The sequence below is a fragment of the Erwinia sp. 2186 genome, assembly GCF_057812255.1.
This window is the reverse complement of record NZ_CM173824.1, coordinates 1,361,528-1,378,935: the sequence shown is the minus strand read 5'-3', so window position 1 is coordinate 1,378,935 and position 17,408 is coordinate 1,361,528. Positions and strand designations below refer to the sequence as shown.

Here is a 17,408-nt window from a genome sequence, read left to right as displayed (position 1 = left end):
CATTCTTTTCTCACTTAGCGCAGACGCGGGTTAAGCACATCGCGCAGCCAGTCGCCCAGCACGTTAAACGCCAGCGACAGCGTCACCAACACCAGCGCCGGGAATAACACCACCCACCACTGACCCGAGAATAAAAACTGATTGCCTTCGTTGATCAGCGTGCCCAGCGAAGGTTGATCCGGCGGCATGCCGACGCCGAGGAACGAGAGCGTGGCTTCAGTGAGGATCGCCATCCCAAGATGCAGGGTCGCCAGCACCGACAGCGGGCTGATGACGTTCGGCAGGATATGGGCAAACATGATATGCAGGGTGCCGCCACCGCTGATGCGGGACGCCTGGACATACTCTTTCTGCTTCTCCAGCAGCGTCAGACTTCTGATGGTGCGGGCATACTGCATCCAGCCGGTCAGGGTAATCGCCAGCACAATCACCGGCATCGCCACCGCACCGTACATCTCTTTCGGCACCAGCCCTCGCGCCACGCCGCTGATCAACAGTGAAAACATGATGGTGGGAATACTTAACATCGCGTCGGCAAGCCGCATGATCAGCGTGTCCACCCAGCCGCCGAGATATCCGCTGATCACCCCGAGCAGCGTGCCCACCACCAGCGAGCAGCCCACGCTGATCACCCCAACCGTTAAGGAGATGCTTAAGCCGTAAAGAATTAAGGAGAGCACATCCCGGCCCTGCACATCCGTTCCCAGCCAGAAGCGCGGATCGCCGGCCTCCAGCCAGGCCGGCGGCAGTTCTGAATCCATCAGATCGAAGCTGGAACTGTCAAAAATCGCGTGCGGTGCCAGCCAGTGGCTGAACAACGCCGCCAGCAGCAGCACCAGCGTCCAGATAAAGGCCAGCACCACCGGTTTTGAGCGCCAGAACAGCCAGAGAAAATCACTGTCCCGCCAGGCCGAAAGGCGCTGACGTAACCGGGTCAGGCTCCCGCTGGGCGCGGCTACGGCCGGGTTTTGTGGCATTTTCATTATTCCGCCCTCACTGTTTTTTCATTCGTGGATCGATCAGGAAATAGAGCAGATCGACCGTGGTATTAATAACGATAAAAATCAGTGCGATAAAAATCAGATAGGCCGAAATCACCGGGATATCGACATAGTTAATCGCCTGAATAAACAGCAGACCCATGCCGGGCCACTGGAACACGGTTTCGGTGACGATGGCGAAGGCGATCAGCCCGCCGATTTGCAGGCCGATAATGGTCACCACCGGCAGCAGCGCATTACGCAGCGCATGGTGGAACCAGATGCTGCGGGACTTCAGCCCTCGCGCCCGGGCGAACTTGATGTAATCGGTGCCCATCACCTCCAGCATCTGCGTTCTTACCAGGCGGATAATCAGGGTGATCATAAACAGCGACAGCGAAACCGCCGGCAGGATCACCGAGCGCCAGCCGCTCAGGCTTAACAGGCCGGTACTCCAGAAGCCCAGATGCACCGTGTCACCGCGCCCGCTGGAAGGGAACCAGCCCAGCCACACCGAGAAGATGATGATCAGCAGGATGCCGGTCAGAAAGCTGGGTAACGAGATGCCGATTAACGACAGGCCCTGGATCAGGCCGGGCATCACCCGGTTCTTGCTGATAGCCGACCAGACGCCCAACGGAAATCCCACCATCAGCGACAGCACCACCGCCACAAACACCAGCTCCAGCGTGGCGGGCAGGCGTTCCATAATCAGATGGAACACATCGACCTGGTTGTAATAGGAGATGCCGAAATCGCCGTGCAGGATGCGCTGCATAAAGTGCAGAAACTGCGTCAGCATCGGATCGCTCAATCCTAACGAATTTCTCAGCTGCATCCGTTCCGCCTGGGTGGCGCTTTCCGGCAGCATGTTATTCACCGGATCGCCCAGATACTGGAACATCGAGAAGGCGATAAACGCCACCACCACCATCAGACACAGCGCCTGAATCAACTTCTTAATCAGAAAGAGAGGCATAGGTCATCTGTCCGTTCAGAGGGTTACTTAACGCTGCTGTACCACAGGCGCACCACGTTGTCCGGGCTCTGCTTGATGGCGATATTTTTCTTCGCCACCCACACCACCGGCTCGAAATGCATCGGCATAAACGGCAGGTCTGCCTGCGCCAGGTTGATCTCCTGACGCAGCATTTCGGTTCGTTTCGCGCTGTCCAGCTCCGGGATAGACTGCTCGATCAGCTTATCGACGGCGGGATTCGAGTAGCGCGGCACGTTGAACATGCCGTAGCCGCTGCCGTCATTGGTATGCAGCAGCTGCACGGAAATGCTGTAGGCATCCATAATCGGCAGGTTCGCCCAGCCCAGCACGCCAATATCGGTTTTGCCGTTATCGGTGATCTGGTTGTAAACGCTGTTGGTATGCATTGTCAGCGTGGTTTTGACGCCGATTTTTGCCCAGTAGCTCTGCACCGCCTGGCACCACTGCGGCGCGTTCATATACATCCCTTCCGGGCAGTCAAATGCCAGTGAAAAGCCTTTGCCGTAACCCGCTTCGGCCAGCAACGCTTTGGCTTTTTCCGGGTTGTAGTCCAGCGTGATGGCGCTGGCCGCGTCATAGCCAGGAATGGCCGGTGCCAGATAGGTATTGGCGACGCTGGTCATTTTGCGCATGATTTTTTGCACGATGGCCTCGCGGTTCACCGCCATCATCAGGGCCTGCCGCACGCGCAGATCTTTCAGCGGGTTTTTGCCGTCGACGTTGCCGGCATTCAGGGTGTCGCGCAGGTTAAAGGTGAGGAAGTCGACGCGCAGCGAGGGACTGATCAGGGTTTGCAGCGTCCGATCCTGATTCAGCCGGGCGATATCCTGCAACGGCACGCTGGTCACCAAATCGTATTCGCCCGCCAGAATGCCGGAGAGACGCGTGGCGTCGGCGGTGATCGGTTTGAAAATAATGCGGTCAATGTTGGTTTGCGAATGCGCCTTGTTCCACCAGTTGGGGTTACGCACCAGCACCATCTGCGCTTCACGCTGGCGACTTTGCAGCATAAAGGGTCCGGTGCCGTTGGTGTTATTGGTGGCGAAGCCTTCGGTTCCCTGGCTCATGCTGGTCGGGGACAGCGCGTTATGCTGTGCCATCCACTCCTTGTCCATCATCATCACGCCGCTCAGTTCATTCAGCGCGATACCGCTTTTCTCTTTCAGATGAATATCGACGGTGTACTTGTCGACGGCCACCGCATCTTTGATGGTGGAGGCGTTGGCACGGATGCCGGAAGCCGGATCGGTGACGCGCGCAATGGACGCCACCACATCGGCCGAATCAAAGTCATCACCGTTCTGGAACTTAACGCCCTGACGCAGGGTAAAGCGCAGCGTGGTGTCGTTAACATATTCCCAGCCTGTCGCCAGCGTCGGCTGCAGCTTCAGTTCGTTATCGCGCTGCAATAACGCCTCATAGATATGGTTCTGGAAGGTCAACGCCGTGGTAGAGGCATAGGCGTAAGGGTCCAGCGTGGGAATATCTGCGGCAACGGCCCAACGTACGACGTTTTCAGCCTTTGCCCACGGAGAAGCAATCAGACCCAACAACAGTGTAACCATGACTTTTTTCATTTTTCCGCCTGGAGGTAACAGTGAAAGAAGAGGCACCTTAAACAAATAGCAACAAACCCTTTAATTGCTAGCAATCATTGCTAGCATTAACTGTGCCAGATCTCAGAAAAGAAAAAATAAGCTGATAACACGGGAGATTAGGCGGAGGGGAGAAAAAGCATTGCGGGTTGAGTTGCCCAAAAATGGAACAAAAAAAGCAGGAAAACACACCGTATTGGTGCAAAGCGGCAGGAGCGGAAGCGATCCGCTCCTGCGGGGATCAGGCCGTGCGGCCGATTTCTGGCGTCAGGATCCATTCAGCGCTGTCGTTCAGCACGTCCATATGGGTGATTTTACCTTCACGCACTTCGTAACGGTCGACGTAGCGATTGCCGGCAAACTCGCGGCCATCGGGCCACTGGCCATACAGCGTGCCGGTCGCATAGACCACAACATGATCGCCCCGATCCATCCAGTCGAACTGCCCCAACTGTTTTTTTACCCATTTATAGCGGGCACCGTTAAATGCCGTGATCGCCTGCGGATCGGGCATTTCGCGCCGTCCGGTGAAGGTGATTTTTACATCATTGGTCATATAGGTGGCCGCCAGCACCGGGTCCGGTGCCATTGATGCCGCCAAAAAGTCTTTGACGAGATCAACCGCTGAACAATCGTTAGTCATGGTTTTCTCCAGTTTTACTTGAACAGGCATCAGGGGATTCCGTCAGCGCCATACCGGCGCTGGTCAGCCCGGATGGGGTGAGGAATAACAAAATGGCATCTAAATTGCTAGAGATAATTATTATATTGCTAGCAATTAAGGATTCACCATGAGTGCTGTTCAGTTTATTCATGCCCGCCTGGCCGACAGCGACCGGCTTCAAACCTTGTGGGTGCAAGACGGCCGCTTTATCTCCTCGCCTGAGGAAGCAATCCCCGGCTGTTCCACCGTCGATTTAGGCGGCAATCTGGTGCTGCCGGGGCTGGTGGAAACCCATCTTCATCTGGATAAAGCCTGTATTTTGTCCCGCTGCCAGCTGCACAAGGGCACGCTCGGCGAAGCCATCGAACAAACCCGGCTGGCGAAAGCCACCTTTAGCGAAGAGGATGTCTATCAACGCGGGGCGAAAGTGCTGGAGCAGGCCATTTTGCAGGGCACCAGCTGGATCCGCACGCATATCGAAATCGATCCGCAGATTGGGCTCACCGGGTTTAAGGCGATCAAACGGCTGAAAGCGGATTATGCGTGGGCGATCGATCTCAGCCTGTGCGTTTTCCCGCAGGAAGGCTTGCTGAACAATCCGGGCACCGAGGCGTTGCTGGAGGACGCGCTGGCTTCAGGTGCCGATCTGCTCGGCGGCTGCCCGTATACCGACAGCGATCCCTGCGGGCAGATTGACCGCCTGTTTGCGCTGGCCGCTCGCTGGCATGTGGATCTCGATTTCCATCTGGACTTCGATCTGCAGGCCGACAGCAGCAACATGGACTATGTGATTGCCGCCACCGAACGCTGGCAGATGGCGGGCCGGGTCACGCTGGGCCATGCGACACGTCTGGCAGCCCTGACTGAACCGCAGCTGATCGCGCTGGCACACCGGCTGGCGAAAGCGGGCGTGCAGATCACCGCCCTGCCTGCCACCGACCTGTTTCTCACTGGCCGTGACCAGTTTCAGCTGAAGCCGCGTGGCGTTGCGCCGCTGGCCACGCTCGATCGCTGCGGCGTGACCTGCTCACTCTCCAGCAACAACATTGGCAACCCGTTCACGCCGTATGGTGATGCGTCGCTGGTGCGTCAGGCAAACCTGTTTGCCAACGTCACGCAGCTGGCCACGTCAGCAGAAATGCTGCGCTGCCTGGCGTGGATCTCCAGCCAGTCGGCGAAAATGTTGCGGCTAAAAAACTATGGCTTAACGCCGGGATGTCAGGCTGATTTTGTGGTGTTTGCCAGCGCGCAGGCGTGTGAGGTCGTGAGGGAAATTGCGGTGCCGCTGATGGGCTTTAAGCGCGGGCGACAAACCTTTCATCGCCCGGCCGCGCAGTTACTCAGAGACTAGGAAGAGAGCGTCAGCGCCTGGCGCAGGCTCAGGGAATCTGGCGAGGTGTCATTCAGATCCAGCTGCTGCTCCAGCTCATTAAGATGGGCAATCATAATCGCCTGCGCACGGGCCAGATCGCCCTCTTTCAGCGAGCTGACAATTGCGCTGTGCTCGTCGCACTGGCAGGAAGGAATATCGTTACGCTGGTAAAGCGCCACAATCAGCGAGCTGCGCACCATCAGGTTGGCGAGAATTTCACTGAGCACCTGATTGCCACTGACTTTGCCTAACAGCAGATGAAACTGGCTCAGTTCGCGAACAATTTCCCGGCGGTCATCAAGCTTAGTGGCATTCATTTCCGCCAGCTGCTGGGCTTCCAGCTCAGCCAGATGGGCAGCCATATTTTCAGGCGTGATGCAGGCAATGATGGCACTTTCGATGGCGCGGCGGGCGGTGAAAATTTCGCGGGCTTCACGGGCTTCTGGCTGCGCGACCATCGCGCCACGGTTGGGCTCAATGGTGACGATATGCTGCAGCGCCATGCGTTGCAGGGCCGACTGAACGTGGTTGCGATTGGCATCCAGCACGTCCACAATTTGCGCTTCCACCAGTCGCGTTCCCGGCTTTAGACGATGCTGAGCGATGGCAATGGACAACGCTTCAACGATCCGCTGGACTTCCTGTTGCTTGCTGGTCGCAACTTTACTCATCCCTTACCTCATGAACGTGATTGCTAACGATTTAAGCCGACAATCATAGCACCGTGCGGCACACTTAAACCACCCAGTGTGGCAAACGTAACGTAAGTTCCAGTCCGCCGTTCTTGCCGTTGACTGCGCTGACCTCGCCCTGATGGGCCAGCAGCACTTTGCGGACGATCGACAGCCCCAGTCCGTAGCCTTTTCCCGACAGCGGCGAATTCACCCGCACAAAGGGATCGAAGATGCTGGAGAGCTTATCGGCATCCACGCCCGGCCCCTGATCGATCACGCTGATATTCAGCCAGCCCTGCTCCTGACGCAGATTGATCACCACCCGTTGTCCCTGCAATGAGTAGCGAAGCGCGTTACGCACCACGTTTTCCACCGCCGATCGGATCAGCTTGGCATCCCCTTTAACGGTGTAGTCGCCGCTCTTGTCGGCAAACAGCAGGATTTCCACGCCGGGGATTTGCGCTTCATAGCGGGCATCGTTTGCCACCGCTTCCAGCAGGCCCAGTAAATCAAAGTACTGCTCGTCGGGCATGGCTTCATGTTCAGCCCGCGAGAGGGTCAACAGTTCGCCAATCATCTTATCCAGACGACGCGCCTCTTCATCGATGCGATCCAGCGACTGGCCAACGGATTCCGGCGTCTGGCGGGCCAGTCCGGTTGCGAGCTGCAAACGTGCCAGCGGTGAGCGTAATTCATGGGAGACATCATGCAGCAGCTCTTCGCGCGCCTTCACCAGCACCGAAAGGCGCTCAACCATTGCATCGAAATCCTGCGCCACCACCGACAGCTCATCGTAACGACGTCGCATTACCGGGAACAGGCGTACCGAAAGATCGCCTTTGGAGACGCGGTCAAACCCGGCGCGCAGCTGGCGCATCGGTCGGGTCAGGTTCCATGCCAGTATCAGGCTGAAGAGTAAACCGCCGCCGCCGGCCAAAAATAGCATCGGCTCGGGGATATTGAGGAAGCTGCGGCGCGGGCCGCCCATATGGCTGTCTTCGCGCAGGCCCTGCACATCGTAGCGCAGCTGATACTGCTGGCCGTCGGCACCGGTTACCCACTCAATCACTTCTTTAGGAAACTCACCCGGACGAAGGTCACGATTCAAATCGCCGCGCGGAATTTCCTGCGGCGGCTTTTGCATCACCTGCACCGAGAAGAAACGGCGGTCGCTGTCAGACCAGTCGGCCATCATATCATTCAGCGCGTCCATGCCGCCGCGCTGCAGGACTGACACCGCCGAGGTCATCTGCAGATTGACGATGCGCCGGGCCGCGAGGCTTTCCGGCGGCTCATGGTGCTTGCCGTAAAAGGAAAAGCTCAGCCACAGAAACTGGCTCATGATCAAAAAGGTCAGCCAGAAGCCCAGCAAAATTTTCCAGAACAACAGCCCGCGAAACCCTGCTTTCATCGGATACGGTAGCCAATGCTGCGCACGGTTTCGATGTTGATCGTCTCGTTAGTTAAGGCGGCCAGCTTCTGGCGGATGTTGCTGATATGCACGTCGACGCTGCGGTCATAGGCTTCGCGCGGGCGTCCAAGGCCTTTTTCAGACAGCTCGTCCTTGGAGACCACGCGGTCAGGAGAACGCAGCAGCAGATCGAGCAAGTTGAACTCCGAGGCCGTTAAATCAAACGCCTGTTTTTTCCATTCGCTGATGCGCGTGGCCGGATTCAGCGTCAGATCGCCCCAGGTTGCCAGCTCTTTGCTTTCGACAACCACCGGCTGCTCTTCAACGCGGCGCAGTACGGCGCGCAGTCGGGCGACCAGCTCGCGCGGATAGCAAGGTTTCGGCACGTAGTCATCGGCACCCATTTCCAGGCCAATCACCCGGTCAATGTTGTCGCCTTTGGCGGTCAGCATGATCACCGGCAGGCGGCAGTTCTGCCGGACCTGGCGCAGCACATCAATACCGCTCATATCGGGCAGCATAATGTCGAGGATCATCGCGTTGTACTCGCCAGACAGTGCGCCTTCCACGCCCGCTTTGCCGGTTAACACCAGCGAAGCGTCGAAGCCTTCAGCAATCAGGTACTGGCTGAGCATGGTGCCCAGCTCGAGGTCGTCGTCGACCAGTAAAATTTTCATACAGCATCTCTCAGTGAGTCAGCCGCTATATTCACCTGTCGGTGACTTAATAGCAGCCGGTTTTACCTAATCCTTACAGTGTATCAGCAGGAATTAGTAAACGCCGGTAGAGAGATAACGGTCGCCGCGATCGCAAACTATCGCCACCACGATACTGCCCGGCTGCTCCTCCGCAATGCGCAGTGCGCCGGCAACCGCACCGCCGGAACTGACGCCGCAGAAAATGCCTTCACGGCGGGCCAGCAAACGCATGGTTTGCTCAGCTTCGGCCTGCGCCATATCGATCACCCGATCTACCAGCTCCGGGCGATAAATGCCCGGCAAATAGGCCTCGGGCCAGCGACGGATACCGGGAATGCTGCTGCCTTCAGCGGGCTGCAAACCGATGATTTGCACGCTGTCGCTCTGCTCTTTCAGATAGCGACCCACGCCGGTAATGGTGCCGGTGGTGCCCATGCTGGAGACAAAATGGGTTAATCGTCCGGCAGACTGCTGCCAGATTTCCGGTGCGGTGGTGGTGTAATGTCCCAGCGGATTGTCCGGGTTGTTGAACTGATCGAGGACCTTGCCCTCGCCTCTGGCTTCCATCTCCTTCGCCAGATCGCGTGCGCCTTCCATCCCGAGAGTTTTGCTGACCAGAATCAGCTCGGCACCGTAAGCCTGCATCGCCATCTGGCGCTCCACGCTCATGTTCTCAGGCATCAACAGCTTCAGCGCATAGCCTTTCATCGCGGCGATCATCGCCAGCGCGATCCCGGTGTTGCCACTGGTGGCCTCGATCAGCACGTCGCCCGGCTGGATCTCACCGCGACACTCGGCCCGATCGATCATCGAGAAAGCGGCACGATCCTTTACCGAACCTGCGGGATTATTGCCTTCCAGCTTCAGCCAGATTTCGCTGCCGTTGGCGGGCGTCATGCGCTGAAGCTTGATCAGTGGCGTGTTGCCGATGGTATTTTCTAGTGTGGTCACTGTGCGATTCCTGGAAGGAGCCAGAAAAGCTGGCAAAAAAAAAGGGTCAGGAAGACCTGACCCTGTTCGACTAGAAAATATCAGGCACTTTGCGCAAAGGCAACCTGTCGCAACGGCGTTTCACCTTTGTACAGGCGAGCCTGTTGCAGGCCTACAAACAGCTGCTCGCCGCGAACCGGCGCAGTCTGCGTGCCTTCCACCACCAGCGTAATCGGATCCAGTCCCCAGCCGGCTGGCTGCGCAACCAGCTGCCAGTAGTGACCGCGCGGGCTGACTTCCAGCACCTGCACCGGTAACGGCGTTTCCAGGCTGCTGTGGCGGCTGACGTCGATTTCCCACGGACGCAGGAACAGCTCGACGCGGCCCTGATGCGCGGGCGTATAGCCCAACGGCCAGTGATGCGCGCCAACGTGGAACTGGGAACCATGCACTTCGGCTTCAAAGCGGTTCACTTCACCGAGGAACTCCAGCACAAACCGGGTAGCCGGATCGCGCCAGACGTCGTCCGGTGTGCCGACCTGTTCAATGTTGCCCTGGCTCATCACCACCACGCGATCGGCCACTTCCATCGCTTCTTCCTGGTCGTGGGTCACGAACACGCTGGTGAACTTCAATTCTTCATGCAGCTGACGCAACCAGCGGCGCAGCTCTTTACGTACCTGGGCATCCAGCGCACCGAACGGCTCATCAAGCAGCAGGATCTGCGGTTCAACCGCCAGCGCACGCGCCAGCGCCACACGCTGTTTCTGACCGCCCGAAAGCTGTGCCGGGAAGCGCGTAGCCAGATGGCTTAACTGCACCATCTCCAGCAGCTTGGTGACTTTCTGCTTAATCACCGCCGCAGAAGGACGTTCGCGGCGTGGCAGCACGGTCAGGCCGAAGGCGATGTTATCGAACACCGTCATATGGCGGAATAAGGCGTAATGCTGGAACACAAAGCCCACCTGGCGGTCGCGCGCGTGCAGCTGGGTGACGTCTTTGCCATTAAAGCTCAGACGGCCGCTGTTCTGGCTTTCCAGCCCGGCAATAATGCGCAGCAGCGTGGTTTTCCCTGAGCCAGAAGGCCCAAGCAATGCCACCATCTGACCGGAAGGGATATCCAGTGAAATATCGTTCAGGACCTTAGTACGGCCGAAAGATTTGTTAATTTTGCTGATATCAATGCTCATGGTTCCCCTCCTGTTGCAAACGCTTGTTCTGGTGTTCTAAACGCCATTGCAGCGCGCTCTTCAGAAACAGTGTGACTATCGCCATCAGGGTTAACAGCCCGGCCGCCGTAAAGGCCCCGACGGTGTTGTAATCCTGATGCAGTAATTCAACTTGTAATGGCAGCGTGTAGGTCTCGCCGCGAATCGAGCCCGATACCACCGAGACCGCACCGAACTCGCCAATCACACGGGCATTGGTCAGTACCAGACCGTACAACAGCGCCCAGCGGATATTGGGCAGGGTCACCCGCCAGAACATTTTCCAGCCTGACGCGCCTAACAACACCGCCGCTTCATCTTCATTGCTGCCCTGACTCAACATCACCGGCACCAGCTCACGGACTACAAACGGACAGGTCACAAAGATGGTCACCATCGCCATCCCCGGCCAGGAGAACATCAGCTGGATATTGTGCGCGTCCAGCCAGCCGCCTGCCGGGCCGTTGACGCCCCAGAACAGCAGATACATCAGCCCCGCCACCACCGGCGACACGGCAAAAGGAATATCAAACAGGGTCAGCAGCAGCTGGCGGCCGGGGAAATCAAAGCGCGTAACCAGCCAGGCCAGCAGCGTCCCGAACACCAGATTGACCGGCACGGTAATCAGCGCCATCAGGACGGTCAGCCAGATTGAGTGCAGCATGTCGCCATCTTTCAGGTTGCTGAACGACGCCATAAGGCCGTTGGAGAAGGCGCTGGTAAAAATCGCCACCATCGGCACCACCAGCAGCCCAAAGGAGATCAGCATGCCCAGCGCAATCAGGATCCATTTACCCCAGTTGATGCGGCTGCGGCTGGCCCCTTTCAATTCGGTGATATCGGCCATTAATGACCTCCAATACGACGGCCAAAGCGGCTCTGTAAGGTGTTAATCGCGAACAGTAGCAGCAGCGATGCCGCGAGGATCACTGACGCAATGGCGCTGGCGGCAGGATAATCAAACTCCTGCAAACGGACGAAAATCATCAGCGAGGTCACTTCGGTTTTCCAGGCAATGTTGCCGGCAATAAAGATCACCGCACCAAACTCGCCCAGGCTGCGGGTAAAGGACAAGGCGGTGCCGGCCAACAATGCCGGCGCCACTTCAGGCAGCACCACGCGACGGAAGCTCTGCCACGGCGTGGCGCCCAGCGTTTCGGCCGCTTCTTCGTATTCCGGGCCCAGTTCTTCAAGCACCGGCTGAACGGTACGCACCACAAACGGAATGCTGGTAAACGCCATGGCGACGGCAATGCCCAGCCAGGTGTAAGACACTTTAATGTCGAACTGCGCCAGCCATTGACCATACCAGCCGTTGACCGAGAACAGGCCCGCCAGCGTCAAGCCCGCCACCGCCGTCGGTAAAGCAAACGGCAGATCCATTAAGCCATCCAGCAGCGTGCGGCCAGGAAAACGGTAGCGGGTAAGGATCCACGCCATCAGCATGCCGAACACGGCATTGAACAGCGAGGCCACGCCGGCTGAAATCAGGGTAACTTTGTAGGCGGCCATCACCTGTGGGTTGGTCACGACTTCCCAATACTGAGACAGCGTCATTTGCGACAGCTGCATCAGCAGTGCGCTGATCGGCAACAGCAGGATCAGGCAGGTGAAGAACAGGCTGCTACCGAGGCTGATACCAAAGCCTGGCAGCACGCGCTTACTTTTAGTGGCAAACATTACTGATGTCCTGCGGCTAACAATTTGTCCAGCTCACCACCGCTGGCGAACTGGGTTTTCATTACCTGGTCCCAGCTGCCGAAGGCCTCTTCCACGCGGAAAAGGTCAACCGCCGGGAAACGCTCTTTCTGCTGCGCCATCAGCTCAGGATTGTTCACGCGGTAGTAATACTGCGTGATAATTTTCTGCGCCGCTGGCGTGTAGAGATAGCCCAGGTAGGCTTTAGCGGCTTTGCCAGTGTTATTGGCATCGACGTTTTTATCGACCCAGGTCACCGGGAACTCCGCCAGGATATTGGTTTTCGGCACCACCACTTCGTAGCCATCTTTGGCGTACTGGTTGCGGATATTGTTCACTTCGGACTCGAAGCTGATCAGCACATCGCCCTGCCCACGCTCAACAAAGGTGGTGGTGGCACCGCGACCGCCGGTATCAAAGACCTCGACGTTTTTCAGGAACTGAGTCATAAACTGCTCGGTTTTAGCCCGATCTTTACCGTCCGCTTTATCGGCGGCACCCCAGGCAGCCAGGTAGGTGTAACGCCCGTTGCCTGACGTTTTTGGATTGGGGAACACCAGCTTCACATCAGTTTTCACCAGATCATCCCAACTGTGGATGTTCTTGGGGTTGCCCTTGCGCACGAGGAACGCCATGGTCGAATAGAACGGTGAGCTGTTATTGGGGAAACGTTTTTGCCAGTCGGCCGGGATCAGATTGCCGCGATCGTGCAAAATCTGCACGTCAGTCACCTGGTTGTAGGTCACCACATCGGCTTTCAGGCCCTGCAAAATGGCCAGCGCCTGCTTGGATGAGCCGGCGTGTGACTGTCTGATAGTCAGCTTGTCACCGTTATTTTGCTCGGCCCACTGTTTTTCAAAAGGCGCATTCAGGGCGACAAACAGCTCGCGCGAGACGTCGTAGGAGCTGTTCAACAGCTCGGTAGCCTGAGCGGACCCGGCTAACAGCAACGAGAAAGCGGCACTGCTCATTATTTTTTTAACCGTCGGTAACGTCATTATGCACCCTGGGAAACAGTCGGCTCGCGCCCTGAAGTATCCTCAGTTTATTTATAACCACACTAAAAGCAGTAACGATTTCATATACCGTTTGGTGATTTGGAAGTTTAAAACGCTATAAGCGAATGGAATTGTTTATGCAGGGGATGGGAAAGCAGACGATCAGCACAGCACCTCACCGTACTTATCGCGGTGCTCTTTCGGCGTCATATCGTAATCTTTGCGGAATACCGAATAGAAGTACTGTAAGGAAGGATAGCCGCACATCTGTGAGATCTCGTTGATTGACAGCGAGCTGGAAATTAACAGGTTGCGCGCCCTCTCCAGCTTCTCGCCGTGGATCATATTGTGGATGGTCTGGCCGGTCTCATCCTTGAAGCGCTTCTCCAGGTTCGATCGCGACATGCCGACCGATTCCAGCACCTGCTCCACCTTAATCCCTTTGCAGGCGTGATGGCGAATATAATGCATCGCCTGGATCACCGCCGGGTCGCGCAGCGAACGGAAGTCGGTCGAGCGCCGTTCCACCACCTTTACCGGCGGCACCAGAATGCGTTGCAGCGGCATTTCCCGCTCGTTCAACAACTGATGCAGCAGTTTTGCCGCACGGTAGCCCATTTGCCGCGTGCCCTGTGCCACCGAAGAGAGCGCCACGCGCGATAAATAACGCGTCAGCTCTTCATTATCGATGCCAATCACGCTGAGTTTTTCCGGCACGGCAATGTCCAGATGCTCACACACCTGCAGCAGATGACGGGCGCGGGCATCGGTGACCGCAATAATTCCGGTCTGCTGCGGCAGGGTTTGCACCCAGTCCGCCAGCCGGTTTTGCGCGTATTGCCAGTTCTCCGGCGCGGTTTCCATTCCCTGATACACCACGCCCTGATACTGCTCGGCCGAAACCAGATTGCGGAAGGCCTGTTCCCGCTCCTGCGCCCAGCGCTTGCCGCCTTCCGGCGGTAAGCCGTAAAAGGCAAAGCGGTTCAGGCCCTTTTCCTTCAGGTGCATAAAGGCCGCTTCGACCAACGCATGGTTATCCGTGGCGATGTAATGCACCGGCGGGTAATCTTCTTTTTGCAGATACGATCCGCCCACGCCAACGATAGGCACCTTAACGTTGTGCAGCAGCCTGGCTATCTCACCGTCGTCAAAATCCGCAATCACCCCATCGCCCAGCCAGTCGCGGATATTGTCGATGCGGCAGCGGAAATCTTCCTCAATAAAGATGTCCCAGTCGCACTGTGAAGCCTGCAGATATTCGCCGACGCCTTCCACCACCTGACGGTCATAGACTTTATTGGCGTTAAACAGCAAGGTAATGCGAAAACGTTTGCCGAACATACGGGTTCCCCTGAAATCATGCTGCTCTCTGGATAGCACAGCCATCAACAGAGCAGTGAAAATGCCGCCAGATTTGTGAGGCAACGCGAAGCCTTTCGCTGGGCCGGCACATTCTGGCGGCATTCCAGGCGATTCATACCCGACGCTTGGTGGCGGAATCCATCCACACCGCCAGCAGCAAAATCGCCCCTTTAACGATGTACTGCCAGAAGGTCGGTACGTCCAGCATGCTCATGCCGTTATCCAGCGACGCCATAATAAAGGCCCCCATCACCGCGCCGGCGACGCTGCCGATGCCGCCCGCCAGGCTGGTTCCGCCAATTACGCAGGCCGCTATCGCATCCAGCTCGGCAATGTTGCCGGCCGAAGGTGAACCGGCACCCAGTCGGGAGCTGAGGATCAGCCCGGCAATCGCCACCATCAACCCATTAATGGCGAACACCGCCATCTTGGTGCGCTCAACGTTTACGCCCGACAGGCGCGCGGCATCGATGTTGCCGCCAATAGCATAAATGCGTCTGCCAAAGGCGGTTCGGGTGGCCATAAACATTCCGGCCAGCATCAGCGCGGTCAGGATCAAGACCGGCGTGGGCACCCCGCGATAATCATTCAGCAGATACACCGCGCCCAGCACGATAATCGCCATGATGCTTTGGCGCGTGACGTCGCCGCTGGCACTGGCCACCGGCAGTCCCATTTGTGCCCGACGGGCGCGACGTCGCCACTGCCAGGCGACAAACAGCATCAGCCCCACCGCCCCGATACCAAAGCCCAGCCCGCCGGGCAGATAGCTTTGCCCCATCAGCGACATCGCATCGCTGGTCGGCGCCACCGTGGTACCGTTAGTGATACCGATCAGCACGCCGCGAAACGCCAGCATGCCGGCAAGGGTGACGATAAATGACGGAACCTTGCGGTAAGCCACCCACCAGCCATTCCACGCGCCCAACAACACCCCGGCCAGCAGCGTCACCACAATGGTCAGCGGCAGCGGCCAGCCCAGCCAGACATCGAAGATCGCCGCCGCACCGCCCAGCAATCCCATCATTGAGCCCACCGAAAGATCGATTTCGGCAGAGACAATCACGAACACCATGCCCACCGCCAGAATGCCGGTGATCGCCGTCTGGCGCAGCAGGTTGGAGATATTACGGGCGCTCAGGTAGGCACCTTCGGTAGTGAAGGTAAAAAACAGCATGATCACCACAATGGCGGCCAGCATCACGAAGACTTGCAGATTGAGCGACTTCAACCGCAGGCCGCGTGGCGTGACTGGCGGTAAACTCACTTCAGATTGCGTGCTTTTCGACATCAGTTTCACTCCTTAACGCGGCTTCCATAATCTGTTCCTGGGTCAGGTTGCGGTTCGGCAGATCGGCTTTGATTCGCCCTTCATGCATCACCAGCACCCGGTCGCTCAGCCCCAGCACTTCGGGCAGTTCAGAAGACACCACAATTACGGCGATGCCCTGCTGCACCAGCTGGTTAATCAATTTGTAGATTTCATATTTCGCCCCGATATCGATGCCGCGCGTGGGCTCATCGAGGATCAGGATTTGCGGGTCCAGCAACAGACAGCGCGCCAGAATCGCTTTTTGCTGATTGCCACCGCTGAGCCGCCCAATCGCCAGTAAGGGCGAGGAGGTTTTCACCTTCAGCCGCGCCAGCGAATGCTGAATGGTGGCCTGTTCTTTGGCTTCATCCAGCAGCGAGAAGCGGCCGCTGTACTGGCCTAATGCCGCCAGAGTGATATTTGCCCCCACGCTCATCACCGGCACGATGCCGTCACGTTTACGATCTTCTGGCACCATCGCAATGCCCTGCGCCATCGCATGGCGACAGTGCTGAATGGTCACCGGGCGCCCGTTTACCGCGATGTTGCCTTGCCAGCGGCCAGCGTAAACGCCAAACAGGCACTGCATGGTTTCGGTACGGCCCGACCCCACCAGCCCGGCGACACCGAGGATTTCGCCGCGCCGCAGGGTAAAGGAAACGTCATCGACGCGGCGAATATGGCGGTTAACCGGATGCCACGCGGTGAGGTTGTCCACCTGCAGTACCACCTCACCAATCTGATGCGGCTCCTGGGGATACAGCTCGGTTAACTCACGCCCCACCATCATCGCAATGATGTCGTCTTCGTTCATGCCTGCGGCAGAGCGCGTGGCGATATGCCGCCCGTCCCGTATCACGCAGATTAAATCCGAGATGGCTTTCACCTCGTTCAGCTTGTGCGAGATGTAGATGCAGGCAATATCGTGATCGCGCAGATCGCTGATGATCTCCAGCAACGTGGCGGTTTCGCTTTCGGTGAGCGAAGCGGTTGGCTCATCCAGTACCAACAGGCGCACCTGCTTATTCAGCGCTTTGGCAATTTCCACCAGCTGTTGCTGGCCCAGGCCAAGCTCACCCACGCGGGTATTGGGGTCGATGTTCAGCTTGACCTGCGCCAGCATTCGCTGGCAGCGCAGATACATCGACTCGTAATCCATCAGGCCAAACCGGCCCCACTCGCTGCCGAGAAACATGTTCTCCAGCACGGTCATTTGTTTCACCAGCGCCAGCTCCTGGTGAATAATGGCGATGCCCTTTTGTTCGGTTTCCCGAATGGTTTTCGCGGTGATCAGATCGCCTGAAAAATAGATCTCACCTGAATAACTGCCGTGCGGATATATTCCGCACAGCACTTTCATTAGCGTTGATTTCCCTGAACCATTCTCACCACAAAGTGATAATACCTGGCCTGCTTCAAGCTGCAGGCTGATATTATCGACGGCTTTAACCACGCCGAATTGCTTGGTGATATTTTTCATCTCTAAGAGAATAGCCATTCTGTCCT

The 17,408-nt window shown here is 57.4% G+C and carries 16 protein-coding genes; 1 reads left to right on the top strand and 15 read right to left on the bottom strand.

What is annotated here, in order from left to right; all coding sequences use genetic code 11:
* Positions 1-14: 14 nt before the first annotated feature.
* The 4 genes from ACXKZG_RS06300 to ACXKZG_RS06285 form a co-directional block, all read right to left on the bottom strand.
* Positions 15-983, bottom strand: a complete 969-nt coding sequence (locus ACXKZG_RS06300; protein ID WP_488875860.1) for an ABC transporter permease — start codon at positions 981-983, stop codon at positions 15-17.
* Between the two features lie 10 nt (positions 984-993).
* A complete protein-coding gene (locus ACXKZG_RS06295) occupies positions 994-1,959 on the bottom strand; it encodes an ABC transporter permease (RefSeq protein ID WP_488875859.1) in 966 nt (321 codons plus the stop codon).
* Positions 1,960-1,982: 23 nt separating this feature from the next.
* The gene (locus tag ACXKZG_RS06290; protein ID WP_134822519.1) at positions 1,983-3,557 is read right to left on the bottom strand and encodes an ABC transporter substrate-binding protein; all 1,575 of its coding nucleotides are present in this window, start codon (positions 3,555-3,557) and stop codon (positions 1,983-1,985) included.
* 259 nt (positions 3,558-3,816) lie between these two features.
* Entirely contained in the window at positions 3,817-4,218 is a 402-nt protein-coding gene (locus tag ACXKZG_RS06285) for a nuclear transport factor 2 family protein (protein ID WP_488876234.1), read from the bottom strand.
* A 148-nt stretch (positions 4,219-4,366) separates the two neighbouring features.
* Between ACXKZG_RS06285 and ACXKZG_RS06280 the strand changes: the two genes are divergently transcribed.
* Positions 4,367-5,590: an amidohydrolase family protein gene (locus ACXKZG_RS06280; RefSeq protein ID WP_488875858.1), complete on the top strand. Its 1,224-nt coding sequence runs from the start codon at positions 4,367-4,369 to the stop codon at positions 5,588-5,590.
* On the opposite strand, the gene ACXKZG_RS06275 is transcribed toward ACXKZG_RS06280, so the two are convergent.
* The 11 genes from ACXKZG_RS06275 to ACXKZG_RS06225 all read right to left on the bottom strand — a co-directional run bounded on the left by ACXKZG_RS06275 (position 5,587) and on the right by ACXKZG_RS06225 (position 17,400).
* On the bottom strand, positions 5,587-6,282 hold the full coding sequence (locus ACXKZG_RS06275; RefSeq protein ID WP_105760908.1) for a GntR family transcriptional regulator: 696 nt from the start codon (positions 6,280-6,282) through the stop codon (positions 5,587-5,589). The two genes, ACXKZG_RS06280 and ACXKZG_RS06275, sit on opposite strands and share 4 nt — an antisense overlap.
* A gap of 64 nt (positions 6,283-6,346) precedes the next feature.
* Positions 6,347-7,696 (bottom strand): ATP-binding protein, encoded by a 1,350-nt coding sequence (locus ACXKZG_RS06270; RefSeq protein WP_013203303.1) that lies wholly within the window; start codon positions 7,694-7,696, stop codon positions 6,347-6,349.
* Positions 7,693-8,373, bottom strand: a complete 681-nt coding sequence (locus tag ACXKZG_RS06265) for a response regulator transcription factor (RefSeq protein WP_013203304.1) — start codon at positions 8,371-8,373, stop codon at positions 7,693-7,695. Before ACXKZG_RS06265 ends, ACXKZG_RS06270 begins: the two co-directional genes overlap by 4 nt.
* A 93-nt stretch (positions 8,374-8,466) precedes the next feature.
* Entirely contained in the window at positions 8,467-9,345 is an 879-nt protein-coding gene (gene cysM / locus ACXKZG_RS06260) for a cysteine synthase CysM (protein WP_488875857.1), read from the bottom strand.
* A gap of 80 nt (positions 9,346-9,425) precedes the next feature.
* On the bottom strand, positions 9,426-10,514 hold the full coding sequence (cysA, locus tag ACXKZG_RS06255; RefSeq protein ID WP_013203306.1) for a sulfate/thiosulfate ABC transporter ATP-binding protein CysA: 1,089 nt from the start codon (positions 10,512-10,514) through the stop codon (positions 9,426-9,428).
* Positions 10,504-11,379, bottom strand: a complete 876-nt coding sequence (gene cysW, locus ACXKZG_RS06250; protein WP_488875856.1) for a sulfate/thiosulfate ABC transporter permease CysW — start codon at positions 11,377-11,379, stop codon at positions 10,504-10,506. The genes cysA and cysW overlap by 11 nt, the downstream gene beginning before the upstream one ends.
* Positions 11,379-12,212: a sulfate/thiosulfate ABC transporter permease CysT gene (cysT, locus tag ACXKZG_RS06245; RefSeq protein ID WP_013203308.1), complete on the bottom strand. Its 834-nt coding sequence runs from the start codon at positions 12,210-12,212 to the stop codon at positions 11,379-11,381. The genes cysW and cysT overlap by 1 nt, the downstream gene beginning before the upstream one ends.
* Positions 12,212-13,228, bottom strand: a complete 1,017-nt coding sequence (locus ACXKZG_RS06240; protein WP_013203309.1) for a sulfate ABC transporter substrate-binding protein — start codon at positions 13,226-13,228, stop codon at positions 12,212-12,214. The genes cysT and ACXKZG_RS06240 overlap by 1 nt, the downstream gene beginning before the upstream one ends.
* A 162-nt stretch (positions 13,229-13,390) precedes the next feature.
* Positions 13,391-14,569, bottom strand: a complete 1,179-nt coding sequence (xylR, locus tag ACXKZG_RS06235) for a D-xylose utilization transcriptional activator XylR (RefSeq protein WP_013203310.1) — start codon at positions 14,567-14,569, stop codon at positions 13,391-13,393.
* A 133-nt stretch (positions 14,570-14,702) separates the two neighbouring features.
* Entirely contained in the window at positions 14,703-15,881 is a 1,179-nt protein-coding gene (xylH, locus tag ACXKZG_RS06230; protein ID WP_013203311.1) for a xylose ABC transporter permease XylH, read from the bottom strand.
* Positions 15,859-17,400 carry a xylose ABC transporter ATP-binding protein gene (locus ACXKZG_RS06225; protein WP_206403785.1) on the bottom strand — a complete coding sequence of 514 codons (1,542 nt, stop codon included), beginning with the start codon at positions 17,398-17,400 and terminating at the stop codon, positions 15,859-15,861. The genes xylH and ACXKZG_RS06225 overlap by 23 nt, the downstream gene beginning before the upstream one ends.
* Positions 17,401-17,408: the final 8 nt, after the last annotated feature.